This window comes from Desulfovibrio aminophilus DSM 12254 (assembly GCF_000422565.1).
In the GTDB taxonomy this organism is placed as follows: Bacteria; Desulfobacterota; Desulfovibrionia; order Desulfovibrionales; family Desulfovibrionaceae; genus Aminidesulfovibrio; species Aminidesulfovibrio aminophilus.
In genome coordinates this window covers 163,973-184,869 of record NZ_AUMA01000003.1, presented here as the reverse complement: position 1 = coordinate 184,869, position 20,897 = coordinate 163,973, and the positions used below count along the sequence as shown (strand labels likewise).

General features: G+C 60.4%; 20 protein-coding genes and 1 tRNA gene. 12 read left to right on the top strand and 9 right to left on the bottom strand.

The window, feature by feature from the left end:
* Positions 1-2 precede the first annotated feature (2 nt).
* The 5 genes from H587_RS0100955 to lysS form a co-directional block, all read right to left on the bottom strand.
* Entirely contained in the window at positions 3-533 is a 531-nt protein-coding gene (locus H587_RS0100955) for an OmpH/Skp family outer membrane protein (RefSeq protein ID WP_027174654.1), read from the bottom strand.
* A 138-nt stretch (positions 534-671) separates the two neighbouring features.
* Complete coding sequence (gene bamA / locus H587_RS0100950) at positions 672-3,383, bottom strand: outer membrane protein assembly factor BamA (protein WP_027174653.1); 2,712 nt, start codon at positions 3,381-3,383, stop codon at positions 672-674.
* Positions 3,373-4,056: an ABC transporter ATP-binding protein gene (locus H587_RS0100945; RefSeq protein WP_027174652.1), complete on the bottom strand. Its 684-nt coding sequence runs from the start codon at positions 4,054-4,056 to the stop codon at positions 3,373-3,375. The genes bamA and H587_RS0100945 overlap by 11 nt, the downstream gene beginning before the upstream one ends.
* The gene (locus H587_RS0100940; protein ID WP_034608383.1) at positions 4,049-5,293 is read right to left on the bottom strand and encodes a lipoprotein-releasing ABC transporter permease subunit; all 1,245 of its coding nucleotides are present in this window, start codon (positions 5,291-5,293) and stop codon (positions 4,049-4,051) included. Before H587_RS0100940 ends, H587_RS0100945 begins: the two co-directional genes overlap by 8 nt.
* Entirely contained in the window at positions 5,293-6,804 is a 1,512-nt protein-coding gene (gene lysS / locus H587_RS0100935) for a lysine--tRNA ligase (RefSeq protein ID WP_084630335.1), read from the bottom strand. Before lysS ends, H587_RS0100940 begins: the two co-directional genes overlap by 1 nt.
* 281 nt (positions 6,805-7,085) lie before the next feature.
* On the opposite strand from lysS, the gene H587_RS0100930 reads away from it, so the two are divergent.
* The 8 genes from H587_RS0100930 (at position 7,086) to H587_RS16810 (ending at position 14,096) form a co-directional block, all read left to right on the top strand.
* Positions 7,086-7,161: transfer RNA gene (locus tag H587_RS0100930), tRNA-Asn, on the top strand.
* Positions 7,162-7,535: 374 nt separating this feature from the next.
* The gene (locus tag H587_RS20435; protein ID WP_156904409.1) at positions 7,536-7,895 is read left to right on the top strand and encodes a hypothetical protein; all 360 of its coding nucleotides are present in this window, start codon (positions 7,536-7,538) and stop codon (positions 7,893-7,895) included.
* Positions 7,892-8,413, top strand: coding sequence for a DUF2924 domain-containing protein (locus H587_RS0100925; protein WP_027174649.1), 522 nt, complete (start codon positions 7,892-7,894; stop codon positions 8,411-8,413). The genes H587_RS20435 and H587_RS0100925 overlap by 4 nt, the downstream gene beginning before the upstream one ends.
* Positions 8,410-9,969 (top strand): recombinase family protein, encoded by a 1,560-nt coding sequence (locus tag H587_RS0100920; RefSeq protein WP_027174648.1) that lies wholly within the window; start codon positions 8,410-8,412, stop codon positions 9,967-9,969. The genes H587_RS0100925 and H587_RS0100920 overlap by 4 nt, the downstream gene beginning before the upstream one ends.
* A gap of 22 nt (positions 9,970-9,991) precedes the next feature.
* Complete coding sequence (locus tag H587_RS0100915; protein WP_027174647.1) at positions 9,992-10,414, top strand: hypothetical protein; 423 nt, start codon at positions 9,992-9,994, stop codon at positions 10,412-10,414.
* 163 nt (positions 10,415-10,577) lie between these two features.
* Positions 10,578-11,771: a hypothetical protein gene (locus tag H587_RS0100910; protein WP_027174646.1), complete on the top strand. Its 1,194-nt coding sequence runs from the start codon at positions 10,578-10,580 to the stop codon at positions 11,769-11,771.
* A 450-nt stretch (positions 11,772-12,221) separates the two neighbouring features.
* Positions 12,222-13,459 (top strand): IS3 family transposase gene (locus H587_RS0100895; RefSeq protein WP_156904408.1). Its coding sequence is split into 2 segments (ribosomal slippage): positions 12,222-12,579 and positions 12,579-13,459, totalling 1,239 coding nucleotides; the frame shifts between segments, so codons are not numbered across the junction.
* 145 nt (positions 13,460-13,604) lie between these two features.
* The gene (locus H587_RS16810; protein WP_211219479.1) at positions 13,605-14,096 is read left to right on the top strand and encodes a hypothetical protein; all 492 of its coding nucleotides are present in this window, start codon (positions 13,605-13,607) and stop codon (positions 14,094-14,096) included.
* A gap of 32 nt (positions 14,097-14,128) precedes the next feature.
* Here the strand turns inward: H587_RS16810 and H587_RS0100885 are convergent, their stop codons facing one another.
* Entirely contained in the window at positions 14,129-14,464 is a 336-nt protein-coding gene (locus H587_RS0100885) for an addiction module antidote protein (protein ID WP_027174642.1), read from the bottom strand.
* On the bottom strand, positions 14,461-14,787 hold the full coding sequence (locus H587_RS20085; protein WP_034608382.1) for a type II toxin-antitoxin system RelE/ParE family toxin: 327 nt from the start codon (positions 14,785-14,787) through the stop codon (positions 14,461-14,463). Before H587_RS20085 ends, H587_RS0100885 begins: the two co-directional genes overlap by 4 nt.
* A gap of 252 nt (positions 14,788-15,039) precedes the next feature.
* Here H587_RS20085 and H587_RS0100880 point away from each other — a divergent pair, with 252 nt between their 5' ends.
* From H587_RS0100880 to H587_RS20080, 4 genes are all read left to right on the top strand, one after another.
* Entirely contained in the window at positions 15,040-15,351 is a 312-nt protein-coding gene (locus tag H587_RS0100880) for a hypothetical protein (protein ID WP_027174641.1), read from the top strand.
* A gap of 159 nt (positions 15,352-15,510) precedes the next feature.
* On the top strand, positions 15,511-16,095 hold the full coding sequence (locus tag H587_RS0100870) for a sigma factor (protein ID WP_027174640.1): 585 nt from the start codon (positions 15,511-15,513) through the stop codon (positions 16,093-16,095).
* A gap of 104 nt (positions 16,096-16,199) precedes the next feature.
* A complete protein-coding gene (locus H587_RS16800; RefSeq protein WP_051202352.1) occupies positions 16,200-16,478 on the top strand; it encodes a hypothetical protein in 279 nt (92 codons plus the stop codon).
* Complete coding sequence (locus H587_RS20080) at positions 16,478-18,712, top strand: phage/plasmid primase, P4 family (RefSeq protein ID WP_027174639.1); 2,235 nt, start codon at positions 16,478-16,480, stop codon at positions 18,710-18,712. Before H587_RS16800 ends, H587_RS20080 begins: the two co-directional genes overlap by 1 nt.
* A 130-nt stretch (positions 18,713-18,842) precedes the next feature.
* Here H587_RS20080 and H587_RS16795 read toward each other — a convergent pair whose 3' ends face one another.
* The gene (locus H587_RS16795) at positions 18,843-19,751 is read right to left on the bottom strand and encodes a nucleotidyl transferase AbiEii/AbiGii toxin family protein (RefSeq protein WP_034608381.1); all 909 of its coding nucleotides are present in this window, start codon (positions 19,749-19,751) and stop codon (positions 18,843-18,845) included.
* The gene (locus tag H587_RS16790) at positions 19,748-20,371 is read right to left on the bottom strand and encodes a type IV toxin-antitoxin system AbiEi family antitoxin domain-containing protein (protein ID WP_051202351.1); all 624 of its coding nucleotides are present in this window, start codon (positions 20,369-20,371) and stop codon (positions 19,748-19,750) included. Before H587_RS16790 ends, H587_RS16795 begins: the two co-directional genes overlap by 4 nt.
* Positions 20,372-20,897: the final 526 nt, after the last annotated feature.

The window sequence follows — 20,897 nt, the reverse complement described above, 5'->3', positions numbered from 1 at the left end:
TGCTACTTGCCGCCCTTGGCCTTCCAGTTGGTGTTCAATTCCTGGATCACGGCCGCGTCCATGTCGATGGACGACTCGGAGTAGAGAACCATGAGGTCGTTCTTCTCAAGCACCAGAGTGAACTCATTCTTCTTGGCGTAATTTTGGATCACTTCATTGAGCATCTTCCAGACGGGGTCCAGGGCCTGGGCCTCGGCGGCCTTGATCTTCTGCTCGTAGCCGGCCTGGGTGTCCTGGAAGTCACGCACGCGGCGCTTGAACTGAAGATCCTTTTCCTGCTTGGCCTCCATGGACAGGACCATGCCCTGCTTCTGGAGATCCTCGCGCATCTTCTCGATGTCCTTCTTCTGGCGCTCCAGATCGGCGCGCATGCTTTCGGACTGGGCCTTGAGCTTTGCCAGGGCGGCGGCGCCCGGCTCGGACTTCTTGAGCACCGCACCGCGATCCACGACGCCCACCTTGAGCGGCCCGGCGAAGGCCGGAACCTGAAGCGCGAAGACGAGGAAAAGCATCGCCGCGAGAATCTTTTTCATCTGTGTTCTCCTTCAATGGATTGGGACCGGACAGATTGGGACGAACTCCGCTCCCCGGCGAAAGTCGTCCCGTGAAACCCGAACGCCTCTACACCGAATCCACGCACAAGGCAAAGGGCGCTTCCGGACGCTTCCGGCCTAGAACTGCTGCCCCATGCTGAATTCAAACTTGTGGTGCGAGCTTTCGTACAGGTCGTCGATACCGTAGCCGTACTCGAACCGCAGCGGTCCGAAAGGCGAAATCCAGCGAATGCCCCCGCCCACGCTCTTGTACAGGCCGAGGGGCGGCATTTCGCCGTGGACCAGGGTGGGAGTGCTCAAATAGGAATCCCCTTCCTTCCAGGAACCACCGGCGTCGAAAAACGTCACGCCATAGATGCCCATGTCCTTATTCAAAGGATGGATGAGTTCCAGGTTCGTGTACAGACTCTTGTTGCCGCCCATGCGCTCACCATCCGAATCCTGGGGGGATATCTTCCGGTAGGAATAGCCGCGCACGTTGTCCATGCCGCCCAGGTAGTAACGTTCGACCACCGGGATTTCCTCACCGTTGAAGTTCTCGCCCACGAAGCCGATGTTGAACTTCCCGTGGAAGACGAGATCCCCGAACAGAGTCTGGTAATAGCTGTTTTCAAAACCCGTTTTGATGAATTCGTCGGTGCCGCCGAGCACGCCGCCGCCGTTCTCCAGCAGGATCGTGGTCACGTTGCCCCGGGTGGGGTTGTACAGGCGGTCCGTGGTGTCCCGGATTATGGAACCGTTGATGACGCTGGCCACATGGGAACCGGCAGACTTCCTCACGTCACGGGCGGCGTTGTCCTTGACATCCGTGATGTCGTAGAAGTCCAGGCGGTAGTTGACGTAGGCCGTCGTGTATTCGCCCAGGGGATGACTCACGCCGCCGGTGCCGCCAACGGTGTTTTGGTCGAAGTCCACGAAATCGCTCTCCACCGCGTAGGCCTTGGCCATTCCGGCCCAGAGCGAGTCGTTGATCCTGGGATTGAGGAAACTCAAAGTGTAGTTGGTGGTCTTCTTGCTCACGTAACCGGAGAAGTTGGCCGCGTACCCCTTGCCGAAAAGGTTGTTCTCACCGACATTGCCGCCGAAAAACACACCATCGTAGGACGAATACCCGACGCCGCCGCCGATCTTGCCCGTGGGCTTGTCCGTGACCTTGACCTTGAGGTCCATCTCGTCGGGGTCGCCCGTGGGCACGGGCTCGATATCCACGTCGCTGAAGTAGTTCAGCTTGTTCAAACGCTCCGTGGAGCGCTGCAACTTCTCGCCGCTGAACTGATCGCCATCCGCCAGACGCATCTCGCGCAGCACGACGTTGTCCCGGGTCTTGGTGTTGCCCTCGAGCACCACGCGCCGGATATGAACCTTCTGGTGTTTGGAGATGACATAGATAACGTCCACGACCTTGTCCTCGGGATGCACGTTGGTGCGCACATCCACCTCGGCATAGGCGTAGCCGTAATTGTTGTAGTACGCACCGAGGTGTTTGATGTCCTCGCGCACCACGGAACGGTTGAAATACTGGTGGTCCACGCCCAGTTCGTCGGCCTTGGTCACATCGGCAAGGGTCGTGGGATCGGTGATGAGATCGCCTTCGAAGGTGATCTCGCCGGTCTTGAACCGCGGCCCCTCCTCCACGCGGAAGACCACCTCGATGCGGTCCTCCTTGATCTCCACCTCGGGTTTGCCGACCCGGGCCTCAATGAAGCCGTGATCGCCGTAGTAGCTCATGATGTATGAGGCGTCGCGCTCCAGCATGTCCTCCTTGAGCACGCCGCTCTTGGTGAACCAGGAGAGAAGACCTTTTTCCTTGACGGCCAGCCCATTCTTGATGTCGTCGGCGTCCAGGCTCTTGCAGCCCTCGATGCGGATGTTCTCGACGTAGAGCTTCTTGCCCTCTTCCACGACGAAATTCAGGCGCGCCTGTCCATCGCCGGATGTCTCGACCTGATGCGAGATCTTGGCGTTGTAATAGCCGTCCTTGCGGTACATCTCGCGGATCACGTTGATGTCGTCCGCCAGGACTTTCGGGTTGAGGACCGCACCCTTCTTGGTTGAAATGGCCGAGGTGATGTCATCCGCGTCGAATTTTTCCGAACCGGTGACGCCGATGGCCTGGATGCGGGGGCGCTCCTTGACCGCGACGACGATCTTCTTGCCGCCGGGCACGTCCGCCACTTTGATGCGCACGTCGTCAAAGTAGCCGAGATCATAAATGGTCTTCAGGTCGCGGTTCACTGCCTTGGGGTCGTAAGTCTCGCCCTTGCGCATGGTCAGGCGCATGAGGATCACGTCCTTGTCCAGAACCTTGGTGCCCTCCACGTCGATCTCGGCGATGGTGTCGCCGGAAAGGACGAGGTGGGAGACGTTCTGAACCACGCCGTCCAGGGCCGGAAGCAGATTGATGAGTCCCTGTTTGACCACGGTGACGGGCATCACGGGAGATTGGGCCCCGGCGTCCACGAGCTTGGCGTCCACGGAAAGTGATTCGCCCACCTGGGAGAAGCTGCCGTAGATGGCGTGTGTCGCCCCCATGGCGCGGGCCACCTCGCGGGCCTTGGCCGCGTCCATGACGCCAAGGCGGGCGGCGGCGGCCCGGGTTTCGGCGGAGTCGGTCAAGGCGTAACCGGCGGCCTTGAAGCGGTCGGAGAGGAGATCCGGCAGGCTCTGCTTGAGGTAGGCGAGATCCTCGCCCGTGTTCACCTCGAAGGGCAGGACCGCGATCTTCACGCCGGATTTTTCAGGCGCCGCCGAAACGCTGCCGGGAGCGAAGACGAGAGCGGCGAGGAGGAGAAGTGGAAGCAGGCCGAGAAGGGCTTTCCTAGTGCGCATAGAGTTCTCCCGAACGTAGCTCCAGGCGGCGTCCCATGACGCTGGCCAAATCGACATTATGCGTAACGACCACAAAAGTCATGCCCAAATCCCGATTCAGGGAAACCAGCAGATCGCCCACGGCCTGCCCCGTCTTTTCGTCCAGGTTGCCGGTGGGCTCGTCGGCCAGCACGACCTTGGGCTTGAGCAGGATGGCCCGGGCGATGGCCGCCCGCTGGCGCTCACCGCCGGACAGCGTGGTCACCCGATGTTCCATGCGATGTTCCATCCCGACCTGCCCCAGAGCCTCGCGGGCCAGTCGCAAGGAGGCCTCGCGCCCCAGGCCGCCGATGATTCCGGGCATGGCCACGTTCTCCAGGGTCGAAAACTCGGCCAAAAGGTGATGGAACTGGAAAACGAAACCGATGTCCCGGTTCCTCAACACCGAACGCTTCTGGACCGAGAGCCCCTTCAGGGATTGTCCGGCGAAGCGGACGTCTCCGTGCGTCGGCGTATCCAGGGTGCCCATGATGTGCAGGAGCGTGGTCTTGCCCGACCCCGAGGCTCCGATGATGGCCACGGATTCGCCGGCCTCGATGCGCAGATCGATCTTGCCCAGCACCCGCAGGCGCTCGGTGGGGCCGTCGTATTCCTTGCCGACCCCGGTGAGGAGATATAGCGGCTCGCTATTCATAACGCAAGGCGTCGCTCGGGTTGAGCGCCGCGGCACGCCGGGCCGGATACAGGGTGGACAGGAAGCAGAGGGCCAGAGCCGCCAGACCGATGAGCGTCATGTCCAGAGCCTCCAGGCGCACCGGGAGGTAATCCACGGGATAGACGTCGCTCGGCAGCTTGATGAACTGGTATTTTTTGAGCAGCAGGCTGGTGGGCACACCCAGGGCATAGCCCAGGATCGTCCCGATGACGCCGATGAAGGTGCCCTGGAGCATGAAGATTCGGCTGATGCTGGACGGTTCGGCGCCAAGGGACATGAGTATGGCTATGTCCTTGGTCTTCTGCATGACGAGCATGACCAGGGTGTTCACGATGCTGAACGAGCCCACCAGCACGATCATGGCCAGGATGATGAACATGGCCGTCTTTTCCAGCTTGAGGGCCGCGAAGAGGTTGGCGTTCATCTCCTGCCAGTGGCGCACGTAGACCGGGAAACCGCTCAGGCGCTGGCGCAGGGACTGACTGACCTGTTCGGCGCGATCCACGTCCTTGATCCGCACCTCCAGGCCGGAGACGAAGCCCGGCTTGTAGCCCAGAAGATCGCGGGCCGCCTCCACGGTGACGTACCCCAGGGAGGAGTCGTATTCGTACATGCCGGTGCGGAAGGTGCCTTGGACGATGAAATTGCGGATCTTGGGCTGGAAGCCGGCCGCTGTATGGCGCCCGGAGGGCGAGAGCAGACTCACCTGCATGCCCGGGGAGAGCGACAGGCGCTTGGCCAGCTCGTTGCCGATGATGATGCCGGGCCGTCCGTCGGGGTCGTCGTCGGACAGTGCGGAGAGACTGCCGTCGAGCATGTCCTTGGACAGGCTCAGCACGCTCTCGGCAGTGCGCGGGTCGATGCCGCGCAGGACCATCCCCTTGACACCCTCCGGGCTGGAAAGCATGACCTCGGAATAGATGAAGGGGGTCACGCCCATCACCTCCGGCGTCTGGGAGGCGGCCGTCTCCACAGCTTCGGCGTCGCGGACTCCACCCGCCAGGGAACTGATGATCACATGGGCGTTCACGCCCAGAATCTTGTCCCGCAAGTCCTTGGAAAAGCCGTTCATCACTCCGATGACCACGATGAGCGCGGCCACGCCCAGGGCCACGCCGCAGACCGCGCAGATCGAGATGATCGAAATGAACGACTGCTTGCGCAGGGCGAAGAGGTAGCGCAGGGCGATGAACGCTTCGAAGCGGCCGCCGCGCATCAGGCTCCGACCTCGGGCCTCAGGAGCGGAAAGAGAATGACCTCGCGAATGGAAGGGCTGTCCGTGAGCAGCATGACCAAGCGGTCGATGCCCACGCCCTCGCCCGCGGCCGGAGGCATGCCGTACTCCAGGGCGCGGACGTAGTCCTCGTCCATGAAGTGGGCCTCCTCATCTCCGGCGGCCTTCTCACGCACCTGCTCCTCGAAGCGCAATCTCTGGTCCACCGGATCGTTCAGCTCCGAGAAGGCGTTGGCCATCTCGCGACCGGCGATGAACATCTCGAAGCGATCCGTGAGATCGGGGTTGTCTTCGTTGCGTCGAGACAGGGGCGAGATGTCCGTGGGGTAATGATAGATGAAGTGCGGCTGAATGAGCTTGGGCTCGACGAAGAGGTCGAAGAGCTTGGCCTGGAGCTTGCCGAGCTTCTCGCCCTTGATGACCTTCTCGCCGCTCTTGCGCACCAGCGCCGCGCACTGATCGTAATCGGTGTATATCTCCGGGGATACGCCGCCGATGGTCTGCAGCGAATCATGGAATGTCACGCGTTTCCAGGCCCCGGGCGTGAGGTCGATGTCCTGCCCCTGGTAGGGCACCACGGAACTGCCCGTGGCTTCGCGGGCCACGTGGGCGAACATGTCCTCGGTGAGGTCCATGAGATCGCGGTAGTCGGCATAGGCCCAGTAGAACTCGAGCATGGTGAACTCGGGGTTGTGCTGGGTGGAGATGCCCTCGTTGCGGAAGTTTCTGTTGATCTCGTACACACGCTCGAACCCGCCCACCAGAAGACGTTTGAGATACAACTCCGGAGCGATGCGCATGTAAAGCTTCATGTCCAGGGCGTTGTGGTGGGTCTCGAAGGGCTTGGCCGTGGCGCCGCCCGGGATGGGCTGCATCATGGGCGTTTCGACTTCCATGAAGCCTTTGGCGTCCAGGTAGTTGCGCAGGGCGCGGACGATCAGGGTGCGCCGCCGGAAGATCTCCGACGTGCGCGGGGTCACGATGAGGTCCACGTAACGTTGGCGGTAGCGGGTCTCCACGTCCTTGAGGCCATGGTACTTCTCGGGCAGGGGGCGCATGGACTTGGACACCAGCCGCACGTCCTTGGCCCGCACGGTCAGTTCGCCGGTCTTGGTGCGGAAGAGGTCACCGATCACGCCCACGATGTCGCCGATGTCGACCTTCTTGAAGCGCTGGTAGTTCTCCGCGCCCATGTCGTCTCGGGCGGCGTACACCTGCATGCGGCCGGTGGGATCCTTGAGATGAAAGAAGGTCACCTTGCCGAAGGAGCGCAGGGAGACCACGCGTCCGGCCAGGGCGTATTCCCGCCCCAAGGCGGCGAGGGCCGCCTCGTCGAGGTCGTTGCAGTTTTCAAGGATATGGGAGAGGTCCGTATCCTTGCGGAAATCATTGGGGTAAAGCGGCGCGTTCTCATCCAGAACCGCGCAGGCCTTCTCCACCCGCGTCTTGAGGACTTCGTTCAACTCGTCCCGGGCCGCCAGGGCCTGAAGCATGGGCATGAATCGCGCCACATGGGGCGATTTGGTGGCGAGTTTGATCTTCTTTTTTTGTGCGTCGTCGGACAAGTTGCGAATCTCCGTCGCATGCAAAGTCTAGAAAAAAACAAGAGTGCCTGGAGTCGTGGTTTGAACTATGCCAAATACCGTGCGTCGTCAAGAAATACCTCCCCCGGGCCTGGGCTTAGAGCCGCGCGGCCCTGCGAAGTTTCGCAAAAAGCGCTTGACCATCTCCGGGGGATTGATTAAAGGGTTCCTCTCGTTGCGACGAGGTTTGTTCCCCGGTAGCTCAATCGGCAGAGCGGGTGGCTGTTAACCACTAGGTTCGCGGTTCAAGTCCGTGCCGGGGAGCCAGACAGCAAAACCGTACTTCGAGACGGTTCTTCTTTAAGAGAAAGCCCTGGGCATGCACTGCCTGGGGCTTTCGTCTTTTCTGCAAGCATCTTGCCATGTTGCGCCAGTAGGCTCTCCTTCAACAGGATTCTCCATCCAAGGTCGATGCGCTCGAGATGCAATTGCAACCTTCGATGATCGATTCCGAAATCCCCGCTTTCTCCCCCCTGATTCTCCAATTCTCCGTTTAGCCCGGCGAGTTGTTTAACAACCCCGCCGCCATTGGCACCCAAACCGACGTTTTTCACGCCCAGCCGGTATGTATGGGGTGAAGGCCGGAAACACTCCGGTCGGAACCATCAGACAGCGCCAGCGGCCGGAAGCCGGAGCACGTTGTGGATGTCGTCCGTATCGCCCTGCTCCAGGGTGATCAGCGATCCCGACGCGCCTCAGGGCCGTTCGCGCACTCGGTCGGCATCCACATCCTTTCGCCGCAGGCCAAGGAGAATCAGATGCCGGACGCAACCTCCCCTACCTTTCCCGCCGAGGACGCCATTTCAGAGATCGCAACGTTGCTTGCGAGGGGCTATCAACGCCTCCTGCGTGAAGAAGCCTCTCAACTCATTAAAACAAATGATGAATCTTCCGCAGATGGACTTGCTATTCAGCCGGAACAGAGCGTTCATGCTCCTGGCGGCCAGAGGCACGCCCCTCCCTCCGCCGCAGGAGAATCCAAGCAAGGAGAGGACACATGAACCCAGAGACGTACAAGGAGGTCCAAAGCCTCGAGCGAATGACCGTGGGCGAGTTGAAGGAGAAGTACCTCGATGTCTTCGGCGAGGAGACCCGCTCCAACAACAAGCCCTTCCTGAAAAAGCGCATCGCCTGGCGCATTCAGGCTCTGGCCGAGGGTAACCTGTCGGAACGGGCTCGCAAGCGGGCCAAGGAGCTGGCCCGGGACGCTGACCTCAGAATGCGCGCCCCGCGCGATCCGGTGAAGCCCGGCTCGGCCGAGGCCCGAGCGCGATCTGTCAAAAGCCGCTTGTCTTCAGCCCATGATCCCAGAGTGCCCCTCCCCGGCGTGCTCCTTCACAGGGAATACAAAGGGCGGGACATCGTGGTCCGGGTGCTGGACGATGGTTTCGAGTTCGAGGATCGCCGGTACAAGTCGCTCACGGCCATTGCCCGTGAGGTGACCGGCGGCAAATGGAACGGCTTCGTCTTTTTCGGTCTGAACAAGGCCTCCACGAACAAAAACAAAGGGCGCAAATGACCACTTCCGCCAAAATAGACTCTGGTGCAATCCGCTGCGCCATTTATACCCGCAAGTCCACCGATGAGGGATTGGAGCAGGAGTTCAACACCCTGGACGCCCAGCGGGAATCGGCCGAGGCCTATATCGCCAGCCAACGCCACGAGGGCTGGACATGCCTGCCGGATCGATACGATGACGGCGGCTTCTCCGGCGGCAATCTGGAGCGCCCCGCGCTCAAGCGCCTCATGGCGGACATCGAGGCCGGCGGCATCGATTGCGTCGTGGTCTACAAAGTGGACCGCCTCAGCCGCTCCCTGCTCGACTTCTCGCGCCTCATGGAGATCTTTGATCGCCACGGCGTGAGTTTCGTCTCGGTCACCCAGCAGTTCAACACCACCCACTCCATGGGCCGGCTGACCCTGAACATCCTGCTCTCCTTCGCCCAGTTCGAACGCGAGATCATCGCCGAGCGGACCAAAGACAAGATGTGGGCCGCGCGCAGAAAAGGCAAATGGGTCGGCGGCATGCCTGTCCTGGGTTACGACGTGGCCGAGGGCGGCGGCCGGCTGGAGGTCAACGAGGACGAAGCCGCACGAGTCAGGGCGATCTTCCAGCTCTACCTGGAACTGGAGTCGCTACTCCCCTCGGCACAGGAGCTTGAGCGCCGAGGCTGGAACAACAAGCGTTGGGTGACCCGCAAGGGCAAGGAGCGTGGCGGGAAGCCGTTCAACAAGAGCACGCTCTTCCGACTGCTGACCAATCCCATCTACACGGGCAAGGTGGTGTTCCAGGGGACCACCTACGAAGGCGAGCACGAAGCCATCGTGGACATGGAGACTTGGAAGAGGGTCCAGGCAATTCTGCGGCGCAATCGCCTCAACGGCGGCACCCTCGTCCGCAACAAGTACGGCGCGCTGCTCAAGGGGCTGATCTTCTGCACGCCCTGCGGAACAGGGATGACGCACTCCTGCGCCAATAAAAAGAACGGCAAGAGTTACCGATATTACGTCTGCCAGACTGCCCAGCAGCGAGGGTGGGCGAAATGCCCCACGAAATCCGTCAACGCCTACGACATTGAAAACGCGGTGGTGCAGCACATCAAGGGGTTGGGCACCAACCCGGCGGTCCTGTCGACCACACTCACCAAGGCCACGGAACAAGCCGAAGTCCGCCTGCATGAGCTGGAGATGGAGCGGAAAGCAGCGGAGCGGGAACTCAAACGGCTCCATGCCCAGGTCCGAAAACTCCTGGGCGGTAAATTACCGGCCGGGGCCTCGGAAATCGCGACCGACCGCCTGGCGGATTTGCAGGAGCGGATTCGCACCACCGAGCAGCGCATGACGGCCATCCAGGAGGAGATCATCGTGCTGGGCAAGACGACCGTCAAAGAGAACGATCTGACGCAGGCATTGGCGGATTTTGACGAGGTGTGGAACTCGCTGTCCTCCAAGGAGCAGGCGAAGATCATCCATATTCTCGTCGAACGAGTGGGGTTCGACGGCCGTGACCAGTCGGTGACGGTGACTTTCAGAAGCGAGGGTCTCAAGCAACTGTGCCAGAGAACAGCCGCCTGAACGAAGAGGAGGATTATTTCGAATGGATGAAACGAAGCTTGAAGTGCGCTTCACACTGGCCTCCAGGCGGGCTCCGCACGGCTCGCGCCAGGGAGCGGGCCAACAGCAGGATCAACAAACCTCACCTGGGCTGGTTCCTCGGGTCGCTCGACTGCTGGCCCTGGCCATGCGCTTCCAGGACATGGTCGACCGGGGCGAGGTACGCGATTTCGCCGACCTGGCCCGACTCGGGTACGTGACCCGCGCCCGGATCACCCAGATCATGGACCTCACCCTTCTGGCTCCCGATATTCAGGAGGAGATCCTGTTCCTGCCTCCGACGACCGCAGGTCGCGATCCCATCAAGGAAAAGGATGTCCGAGCCATCGCCGCTATTCCACACTGGCATCGGCAGCGGAAGGTCTGGAGCACTGTTCGCGAATCAGCGTCACTTCCTCTGTCCTGAAAAGGGCAAAACCCTTTCTTGTCCTCAGCTGCTCTTGTATTTGAAAGACGTTTTGGGCTATGAATGGGCCGTAGACATTCTGCCTACGAACGGCCAATGCAGTCTTCATGCAACAGCATTCTTTCCCGCTCGGCCATCGAGATCAGACCTGGAGGGCAGATCAATGGCGACACTCAACTTCAAGCGGTTCTCACATGTCAACGATCTGAAAGCCATTCATCACGACTCGCTGGTCAGATTCCTGGCTCCGCACGCGGCATACCTCGGTGCAAAAGGATTTGCTCTTCCATCGGAAGGCTCGTCCGACGGCTTCGACTACGAGGCGTTGACGAGTCTTTTTCTTTCCACTGACGACATGCCCCAGGACCTCGTCGAGGCGCTGTATCAAGTCAACGAGATGGCGACACACGAGGGAATGCAGGATATTCTGGAACGCTGCGAGGATGCGGGTGTAGACCTTGTCCTTGGAGAAGAACCAGCACCCACGGATGTTGCCGTACAAGCCTGGCTCCAGGCTCCAGAGATATTCGAAAGAGCGCACAACGAATATCAGCTGGACAGGCCTCGCAGTTTCGAAAGCTTCTTCAATCCCGACAGTAAAAGCGTTCCTGCAATTAAAGTCCCATCCGCCGTCACGCTGAAAGGCATGGAGGCCGCGCTTACAGAATGGTTTGACAGAAAAAAGTGCGGCAAAACAGTCACGATCCATCCTTTTGAACGCGATGACGGCCTCTGGTTCCTCATTCGACGGGGAGAGCCAATCAAGCGCCAAGGGGCCGTGCTCGACGGCAAATCGGGTAGCGTCGTCTACCGCCCGGAAAAACATGATGTGCTGGTATATACACCGGCCCTGGCGGAGCTTCGCATCAGTCCCGTGACCAAAAAGGAGCGCGAGCTCTATCTGGGTGTATTCGGCAAGCATCTGTTCGAGGATGACGAGTTCTTTTCCGAGCGCGGCAAGTACACCTTGGAACCCCTTCGCCGAGACGGTGAGGACTCCCTGGTCTGCTCCGACATCGAAGGGCTGGACGATATCGTGCTCCAGGAAGTACGCATCAAATGGGGTGGGCAACACAAGGAATTCGAAACCCGGCGTGCCGAGGATCTCTTCGCCGCCTATGAGGCCAGGGAAAAGGAGTTGCCGAGACACGCTCCGCTTGTTCTGGCCAAATTCAGAGTCACCTTCGCCAATACGAAAAAGACGAGGGTATTGGTCATCTATCCGCCCAACAAGATCAACATCAAGCGCCACGACGACAGCACCGTGCTGGACGCCTGGATGGCCAAACGTGGCTTCATCCTGAACCAGACATCCGAGGAGGACGTCGAGAACGATGTCAGCGTGGCGTGCTCTTGAGGATATTCCCGGCCTCGCCTTGGCCGCGATGGACTGGCGGCGAAGTTCCGCACTGATTCTGGCCGCTCTCGGCCGCTATCTCCGCCCCACCAACGATTTAGCCGGGTCCCTTGACTGCCCCGTTACACCCGGCGGCCTGCACAGGGTAGTGCGCCACGGCCCTGGAGACATCGTCGGGGAGTGCAGACACTGCCCTACCGAAAAGCTCTCCAAAGCCGACATCGTTATCCAACGCCTCGATGTACAATCCCTGTGCAAGGACATCGCGACGGCGCTCGGTCTTTCGCCCGGCTTTGAATCCCAGGCTCTCGGCCACTACTTCATCGGCGAACTCGTCCCTAATCCTGGTACACGGCATGGTGTTTACCTCTGCTGCCGGGGCGATCCGGAGTGGAGTAGCCCCTGTTTGGACCGGACACCCTGGCAGCGATAGGAGATAGGTCTAGCCCTATGTCCAGACCTAGTGCTAACGGGGAAGCAGTGGTGGAGGTGCTGACCACGGTCCACCGTCGACGGTGGACCGTGGCGGAGAAACTGGAGCTGGTCCAGGAGTCGCTGCATCCGGGCATGAACGTCTCGTACGTGGCCCGCAAGCACGGCATCTCGCCGAGTCTGCTGTTTCGGTGGAGAAAGCTCATGAGCGATGGGGGAAAAGCCGCAGTGCAGGCCGATGACCAAGTCGTCGGGGCTGCCGAGTTGCGGTTGCTCAAGAAGCGTGTCCGCGAATTGGAGCGCATGCTTGGCAGGAAGACCATGGAGGTGGAAATCCTCAAGGAGGCGTTGGAGATCGCGCGTGAAAAAAAACTGCTCTCGCGCACGCCGTTGCCCTGGGAGGACGGTTTCCGATGAAACGCGTGGCCGAGGCTCTGAGCGTTTCCCGCTCCAGACTTGCCGAGCGGGTGAAGGAGCCGCCCCGTGAACGGCCTGCGCGCTACTCCAAGGCCGAGGACGAGCGGTTGCTGCCGCTGATCCGGGACATCGTGGATCACCGCCTGACTTACGGCTATCGCCGGGTCTGCGCCCTGTTGAACAGGCAGCTCCGGCAAGATGGGCGCCCGGGCGTGAATCACAAACGCGTTTACCGGATCATGCGCCTTCATGGCCTGCTGTTGGCCAGGCACAAAGGCTACAGGCCGGAGCGCAGCCATGACGGCAAGGTCGTCACGCTCAAAAGCAACCTTCGCTGGAGTTCCGATGCCTTTGAAATCCACTGCGACAACGGCGACACCGTGCGCGTGGTCTTCGTCATCGACACCTGCGACCGCGAGGCCCTGGGCTACTTGGCGACGACAGGAGGCATCACCAGCCGCATGGTGCAGGACTTGATGCTGGAATGCGTGGAGAGGCGGTTTGGGACGCCGCGGACCGCTCACCCGGTGGAGTGGCTCTCGGACAACGGCTCCTGCTACACGGCCAAAGATACGATGAAGTTCGCAGCCATGTTGGGGCTGCGCTCGCGCTTCACGCCGGTCCGCAGCCCGGAAAGCAACGGCATGGCCGAGGCGTTTGTGAAGACCTTCAAGCGGGACTATGTCCGTATTCATGAACGTCCCGATGCGGAGGCGGTTTTGAACCAGCTCCACGCCTGGTTCGAGGACTACAACGAGAGGCACCCCCACAAGGGGCTGCGGATGAAATCCCCCAGGGAATTCATCCGCTCGTCTGCAACCGCAGGGGGTCCGGTTTAGCGGGGGCAACTCCACGGAGCAACTCGAAAGCGCCGCACTCCATCTGACAAGCACCGGCAAGCGTGGTTTCATTCTCTTGACCCCGACCAATCGCTATTGGACAGCGAGGCTACGGAGCTCCATCGAGACGGCCACATCGTACCTCATGTCCCTTGAAGAGGTGGTTGACCTTGCAGACAAGGGATTCTCGGCGTCAGCTGGCTGGCGCTCCTTTCTCGACACCCGTATTCCCAGGACCACCACCAAAGCGCCTCCCACGACATTCCCCACGCCGCATGGGGCCAAATGGAACGAGTTGACCATTCGGTTCCTCACCGGTGACACGGCATCTGTCACCATCAGAGATGCCAGACTGCGGGTGAGTTATGCGGACATGGGCATGGCCAGGAGCGACAACGCCAATCGCAGTGTCCAGTGGGAGATGCTGGAGAAGTTCGCCGAAGGAAATGGATATTATGAATCTGGATTCCAGTCTCGCAAGGAAAGTGAGAAGCAGCAGGTTTCGCGGCTTAGGCAGGCTCTGAAAGCCTATTTCCAGATCGACGGCGAGCCCATTGTTCGAGACGGTCAGGGCTGGAAGACGGCCTTTCTCATCCGGCCCGAGGGGTGGGAGGAGCCTCCTGAAGAAAATTGGTAGCAACGGCTCCTTGATCTGATCCTCCTGAACAATCACGCACAAGCAGGATGATGCCCTGATTTGTCCGGAGCTACGGCGAGTCGCAGGCCCACGGCCTTCAGCACTGCCGTCAAGGTCTTCAGCGTCGGATTCCCCGTTGGGGACAAGGCCCGGTAGAGACTCTCCCTCTTGATGCCGGCCTCTCGGGCCACCTCGGCCATGCCGAAGGCTTCGGAGACATGCCGGAGCGCAATGAGGAGCACCGCCGGCTCATCGGTGTCTTCCATGGCGGCCTGGAGATATTCCGCAGCAAAGGCGGGATCGGCGCGGAGTTCGCGCACCAGCGCCTCGTCATGGCTGACGCTTGCACGGTTGGTGTTGCTCTTCATGATCGCGACCTCCTTTTGTAATCCTTCAAGCACATCACTGCCCTTTCGATATCGGCCTCCTGGGTCCGCTTGTCGCCGCCGCAAAGGAGCAGAACTATCCTCTTACCCACCTTCCCAAAATACACTCGATACCCTGGGCCATAATCAACGCGCAACTCCGACACTCCGTCCCGGACCGCCTTGCAGTCTCCAAAATTCCCAACAGCCAAACGATCTATCCTGGCAACGATTCGTGCACGAGCCCGGATGTCCTTCAGTCCCGCCAGCCATTCGGTGATGATCTCAGAGCCATTCTCATTCCGGTACCGACGGACTTCGTTCATGGGCAATATGTAACTTTTAAGTCACACCCAGTCAAGACACGTGACGTGTCACGCCCGTGTTTTCTGGCAAAACAAACTTTCTTCACCAATTAAGCATTTGAATTAACATCATGTTTTCAGTTCCAGCCAAACTTTTTTCCGTGTCCCTGTGACATGTCGCGGGAAGGGGATAAGGCTCGGCCATTGATCCCTGAACGCCTGAAGGCATCGCCGGGCCCCGTCTTCAGGCGCAGCTCCGAAAGGAGACGCGACATGAACGCATCCTCCCTCTCCCCGGCCCGGCGACAGCTTCTGCTTCGCCTCCAGTCCATCAACTTCGGCCGTATCGAAGACCTCCGCCTCCAGAACGGCGAGCCGCTGCTCGAAACGGCCACCACCGTGCGCGAGATCAAGTTCGGCGGGGACAATGCTCCGCGCCCCGAGGCCGATCTCTCGGACTTCCAGCTCAAGGCCCAGATCATCGAGCTTTTTTCCCATTTTGACCGCATCCGCGACGGTGTGGTGCGTCTGCTCGAGGTCAAGCACGGCCTGCCCTTCAAAATGAATGTGGAAGACGCCGCCTAGCTGAGGCGGTCCAACAACACACCAGACAATCGACTGGCCGCGAAGCGGAGGTCGTTGTGGGTGTCGCCGATCCGGCGATCTCGCAACACCTCCGCATTTTCATGCGGACCGGTCCGGTCGACATCCACAGCGCTCCTCCTCGGCCTCGAGGAGAGCACAATGTCCCAGAACCGTTACCACGGCATCGACGAATACACAGTCCGTTTGATCACCTTCAAAGCCAAGCAACTGACCGCCCACCCCGGCTTCTCCGATGCGGACCGTGAGGACCTGGAGCAGGAGCTGCTCCTCGACCTGCTGCGCCGTCAGCCCAAATACGATCCCGCCCGGGCTCAAAACAACACCTTCGTCGCAAGGGTCGTGGAGCACCGCGCGGCCACCCTCATCGAAGAGCGCAAGGCCGGCCTGCGCGATTACCGGCTTCAGGAGTTCTCCCTGAACGATCTCATCGAGGATGAAGACGGCGTGCGCTGCGAACGCTCGGAAACCTTTGACCAGGACGACTACCTGCTGCGCACGGGGCGACAGAGCCGTTCATCCGATGAACTGCGGGACCTGGGCATCGACGTGCGTTCGGTCGTGGATCAGTTGCCTCCTAAGCTGAGTGACCTGTGCCAGAGGCTGATGCGCGACTCCATCACCGACGTCTCGCGCGAAACCGGCATCCCGAGATCGACCCTGTACGGCATCATCGACAAGGTCCGCGTCGCATTCAAGGACGCTGGGCTGGAAGACTACCTCTAGAGCCGACGTTTCCGGCTTCACGCCGGTACGTATCCCATAGGGCCGGATGCCGCTCCGGTGTTCGGCCCTCTTCTAGTGAACTTCCACTCACCGGAGGGAATGTCATGCTCAAATTCCATTTCGCCGAGCATGTGGACATGGCCGGCGTCGAAGACACTTTGTTTCTTGCCGCACTCGCCGCCGAGAGTATCCATGGCAGGACGGGGATTCGTCTCGATGCCTGCTTCCAGCTCAAGGGACGGGTCTGCGCCATCGAGGACGACAAGGCCGTGGGGCGGACCATCGCCCAGGTCTTCACCGGATTCCTGGCCAGGGAATTTGGCGAAGATGCTTTCAACGTCGTTCGCCTCGCAGCCGGGAACATAATCTTCGAGGCGGCCTGATGAGCGGCGGACGTGGAACCGACCTTGACTTTAAGCGCATCAACGAGGCGGCCCTGGCCAATCCGGGCTTTCTGCAAGGTAGGTTGCCTCAGGCCAAACGCCAAGGCAGGGAACTGGTAGCCGGCGACATCCATGGCAACCCTGGAAAGTCGTTCAGCTGCAACACCGAGACCGGGGTCTGGTCCGATTTTGCGACCGGCGAGAGCGGCGGTGACATCATCTCCCTGGTCGCGGCCCAAGAAGAACTCGGCCAGGCCAAGGCCGCCCGGATGATCGCCGAGGAGATCGGGCTTGCACCTGTCACGCTAAAGCCCAAGCGTAAGGACCTGCCGGAGACGCCTGTCCGGCCCGAAAATCTCGTCGCCACCTTTCGCTACGAGGATGAGGCAGGCCGGTTTCTGTTTGCCGTGGACCGCTACGAGACCCCGGGTTGCCGCAAGGCCATCCGCCAGTGGCATCTGGACGCGACCGGTAAACGCATCAACTCCGTCAAGGGCGTGCGGTTGGTGCCGTTTCGCCTTCCTGAAATGCTGCGGGCCGAGACCGTTTTCATCGTCGAGGGCGAGCAGAAGGCCCTGGAGCTCGCCGGCTGGGGGCTGGCCGCCACCTGCAACCCCATGGGCGCGGGCAAGTGGCGCGAGGAGTACAATCCGTACTTCCAGGGCAAGCAGGTGGTCATCCTGCCGGACAACGACACGCCAGGGCGCAATCACGCCCGCAGGGTGGCCAAGGCACTGTTGCCCGTGGCCGCCTCGGTCAAGATCGTGGAACTGCCCGGCCTGCCGCCCAAGGGCGACATCGTGGACTGGAAGAAGGCCGGCCACGGCCGCGAGGAACTGCTCCGTCTGGTCGAAGCCGTAGCAGCGCTCGATCCGGCAAAGCCGGATGAATCGAACGACGCCTGTCCAGCCACCCCATATCCTGCCACAGAAGACGCCATCGCGCTCCTCTTCGCCAGGGAGCACAAGGACGATCTGCGCTACTGCCACGAGACCGGAGCGTGGTTCGTCTGGACCGGCAGTCACTGGCGGGTGGAAAAGACCAGGCTGGCCTTTGCCTGGGCGAGAAAGCTCTGCCGGATGGCCGCCGCAGGCATGGACAACACGAAGGTCGCGGCCACGCTGTCCAAGGCCGCCACGGCCGGTGCGGTGGAGCGGTTCGCCCAGACCGACCGAGCCTTCGCCGTGACCAGCGAGATATGGGACGCCGACCTCCTTCTGCTGGGCACTCCGGATGGCGTGGTGGATCTGCGCACAGGGACCTTGCGTCCGGCTCGCCGCGAGGATTACATCACCAAGCTTGCCGCCGTGGCTCCGGCGCGTTCTTCCGACGCCCCGCTCTGGCGGCGGTTTCTGGATGAGGCGACCCAAGGGGATGCCATGTTGCAGCGCTTCATGCAGCAAGTGGCCGGCTACGCGTTAACCGGCGACATTTCCGAACACGCCCTGTTCTTCATATACGGCCCTGGCGGCAACGGAAAATCCGTGTTCCTCAACACCCTTACCAACATCCTGGGCGATTACGCCGCCACGGCGGCAATGGACACCTTCACGGCCAGCCAGGGCGACCGCCACCCCACCGACCTGGCCATGCTGCGCGGGGCCAGGCTGGTCAGCGTCTCCGAGACCGAAGAAGGCCGTCCATGGGCCGAGAGCCGCATCAAACAGCTCACCGGCGGCGACAAGATCAGCGCCCGCTTCATGCGTCAGGACTTCTTCACCTACACGCCCCAGTTCAAGCTCCTGATCGTCGGCAATCACAAGCCCGTGCTTCGCAACGTGGACGAGGCAGCCCGCAGACGTTTCAACATCATCCCCTTTGTCCACAAGCCCGCGAGCCCGGACAAGCGCCTGGAGGAAAAGCTGAAGGCCGAGTACCCGGCCATCCTGCGCTGGATGATCGAAGGCTGCCTGGACTGGCGGGAGAACGGTCTCCTGCGGCCGGAAAGCGTGAAGGAGGCCACGGCCGCCTATTTCGACGAGCAGGACCTCTTCGGGCAGTGGATCGAAGAATGCTGCGATGTCGGCCCCAGGCTGGTCTGCAAGACAGCCGAGCTCTTTGAGTCGTGGAAGGGATTTGCCGAGCGCAACGGAGAGCACCCGGGCAGCACAAAGGCATTCAGCGCGAACCTCTGCAAACGGGAGTTCATTCCAGGCAGGACGAAAGCATCACGACATTTCACCGGTATTTGTTTGAAAAAGCGGGAGGAGTGGCAAGATGCCTACGACAGGTAGGGTGACGGGTGACAGATGGTGACGGGAAAAAACCATTAATCGCTCACGCGCGCGTGCGCGCATGCGCATGAGCAGATAACCGGATGACCTGTCACAATCCGTCACCTGTCACCAACTTCTGCGTTACATGTCATTTCCAGGGTCCCGGGGCATTCCAGAAGAGGTCGAAATTCTCATCCGTCATAACCGCTTCTGTCGGTGGGACCAGAAAGGACTCCATATGACCAAGAACGGACCCGAAGTCGTCAGGGCAATCTTCGAGCTTCAGCTTTTTGAGAAAGGCACTCCATTGTGATTGTTTGCTTTTGTCCCGTCTGAGCGTTGTCCGGAATAGATCTGAAGCACTGTCCAATGCAGTCTTTCGCCGAGTGAACGTAGCCACGATTGCCTGCATCAAGACTTTCCCCTGGAAATCGAACATCCTGGAAAGCAGCCATACGTCATAAAAATCCTTCATGCGGCTGTTCAACTGGCTCAGCTTCACCATGGCCTGGAACTTCTCCGCGATGGAACTCTCCATGGAGTACCCAGCCAATTCCGGGGCAGGGAAATCGAGAAGAGTCGGGTAGATGACCTGCTTGCATTCAGGTACGACAATATCGCCAAACCCAATGTCCACCTGGATGGAAACCCGCGCGGTGCCAAGCCGGCCTTGGAGTCGCACCCGAACTCCATCATATTCTGCATCTTCAGTAATTCTCACCGTCCGAACGGAATCAGGGTCGAAGGACATGCCGTCCGCTTCGACAACCGCCTCACAGACATCCTTCATGATGCTTTCAATGGATTGAAGGCTGTTGTCAGTCCTGCCCAAAAAGTCGATGTCCATGGTGGGGCGAACACCTGGCCCACCCCAGGCTCGCAGCATCAGGGCTCCCTTGAGGAAAAATTTGTCCGCGTGGGGTGTCTTGCTCACCCTGTAGATAAACCTCTCAATAGCGTAATGCTGCAGGAGTTCGCCAAACGTTCTGGACGATTCCCTCGCCTTGTTCTGCAAACGATGATGAACGGATGCGGGGATGTTCTTGATTTCTCTCACAGGATCGCCTCGATGTAAGGACGCATGACCTTGGCCACCCGGCAGATGGCCGCATACCGCATCAGATCGTTCACTTTCACTTCTCTTCGTTCCCGATACAGCCTGACCGCCTCGATGGCAGTGTCCATTCCGATCTTGTTCCTGAATTTGAAGCAATCCGCCAGCGTCTTCTCCAGGCAGTAGATGCGGACGTTCATATTGTCGAGGACGTGATTTTCCACTCCCTCCGAGAAGGCCTCGCCGGTGAATCGATACGTTGCGATTGGAGGATGGTCCAGTCGCGGCTCCTCTGCCCCCCTGGGCAGTGCCAGATGAACCTCATGCGGTATCTGGGTTGTGATCCCGTGAAAGGCCAGAGCGGAGATGAGACAAATGACCCCTTGCGGGACTCGCGTAGCTACAACTACCAGATCCGGGTCGCCAAGGGCAGGAGCCTCTGCCAGCCTATACACTCCTCGGCTCACAGGCTCCACAATCCCCGAATCCCTGAGAGCGTACAACGTGCTTGGATGAATCCCTTTGCGCAGGGCTTGCCCCGTGCGAAGCATGCCGCCTTCTCGTTTGAAAACGGCGATGGCCTCGTAGAACCTGCCGCCTCGCGACGTTTCATTTTTTGGCATGATAAAATTACCTACACTTATTCACTTCTGTCGGTATTTTTATCAGAACAGAATTCTAAATCAAGCCCTTTCCGAGCTGATTCAAAAAACAGCCTCCCAACTCCGACGTTTTCCCATTCCCCCCGGTATGTATGCAAGAGAGGGGAAAACCCTCGGAGGATGCCCGGGGCGGGTCGAATCTCTGTGGGTTCGGCCCGTAGACCGGGTGGGCCCCAAGATTTTTACGCGTGCAAAATGACGGGTGGGGGTATGCCGCCAAGACCGCCGAAACCATGCCGCAAGCCGGGCTGCCGCAATCTGGCGACTGACGCCGGAGGGTATTGCCCAGAGCACAAGCACCTCGCGGATGAGGCCCTCGCTCTTCGCCGCAGCGCCCAGGACAAAGTCCGGGGTAACGCGGCCAAACGCGGCTACAGCGCGCACTGGCAGCGGGTCCGGCATCGCAAGCTCAGACGCGACCCGCTCTGCGCCATCTGCACCCGGGGGGCCGAAGTGGTTCACCATCGTGACGGCAATCCCCGCAACA

Coding starts and splice junctions, on each gene's coding strand:
- H587_RS16790 (WP_051202351.1), bottom strand. CDS start 20,371: ATGCCAAAAAATGAAACGTCGCGAGGCGGCAGGTTCTACGAGGCCATC.
- bamA (WP_027174653.1), bottom strand. CDS start 3,383: ATGCGCACTAGGAAAGCCCTTCTCGGCCTGCTTCCACTTCTCCTCCTC.
- H587_RS0100885 (WP_027174642.1), bottom strand. CDS start 14,464: ATGAAGAGCAACACCAACCGTGCAAGCGTCAGCCATGACGAGGCGCTG.
- H587_RS16800 (WP_051202352.1), top strand. CDS start 16,200: ATGCTCAAATTCCATTTCGCCGAGCATGTGGACATGGCCGGCGTCGAA.
- H587_RS0100945 (WP_027174652.1), bottom strand. CDS start 4,056: ATGAATAGCGAGCCGCTATATCTCCTCACCGGGGTCGGCAAGGAATAC.
- lysS (WP_084630335.1), bottom strand. CDS start 6,804: ATGCTTCAGGCCCTGGCGGCCCGGGACGAGTTGAACGAAGTCCTCAAG.
- H587_RS16810 (WP_211219479.1), top strand. CDS start 13,605: ATGTCCCTTGAAGAGGTGGTTGACCTTGCAGACAAGGGATTCTCGGCG.
- H587_RS0100955 (WP_027174654.1), bottom strand. CDS start 533: ATGAAAAAGATTCTCGCGGCGATGCTTTTCCTCGTCTTCGCGCTTCAG.
- H587_RS20085 (WP_034608382.1), bottom strand. CDS start 14,787: ATGAACGAAGTCCGTCGGTACCGGAATGAGAATGGCTCTGAGATCATC.
- H587_RS20080 (WP_027174639.1), top strand. CDS start 16,478: ATGAGCGGCGGACGTGGAACCGACCTTGACTTTAAGCGCATCAACGAG.
- H587_RS0100920 (WP_027174648.1), top strand. CDS start 8,410: ATGACCACTTCCGCCAAAATAGACTCTGGTGCAATCCGCTGCGCCATT.
- H587_RS0100925 (WP_027174649.1), top strand. CDS start 7,892: ATGAACCCAGAGACGTACAAGGAGGTCCAAAGCCTCGAGCGAATGACC.
- H587_RS0100910 (WP_027174646.1), top strand. CDS start 10,578: ATGGCGACACTCAACTTCAAGCGGTTCTCACATGTCAACGATCTGAAA.
- H587_RS0100915 (WP_027174647.1), top strand. CDS start 9,992: ATGGATGAAACGAAGCTTGAAGTGCGCTTCACACTGGCCTCCAGGCGG.
- H587_RS0100880 (WP_027174641.1), top strand. CDS start 15,040: ATGAACGCATCCTCCCTCTCCCCGGCCCGGCGACAGCTTCTGCTTCGC.
- H587_RS0100940 (WP_034608383.1), bottom strand. CDS start 5,293: ATGCGCGGCGGCCGCTTCGAAGCGTTCATCGCCCTGCGCTACCTCTTC.
- H587_RS0100870 (WP_027174640.1), top strand. CDS start 15,511: ATGTCCCAGAACCGTTACCACGGCATCGACGAATACACAGTCCGTTTG.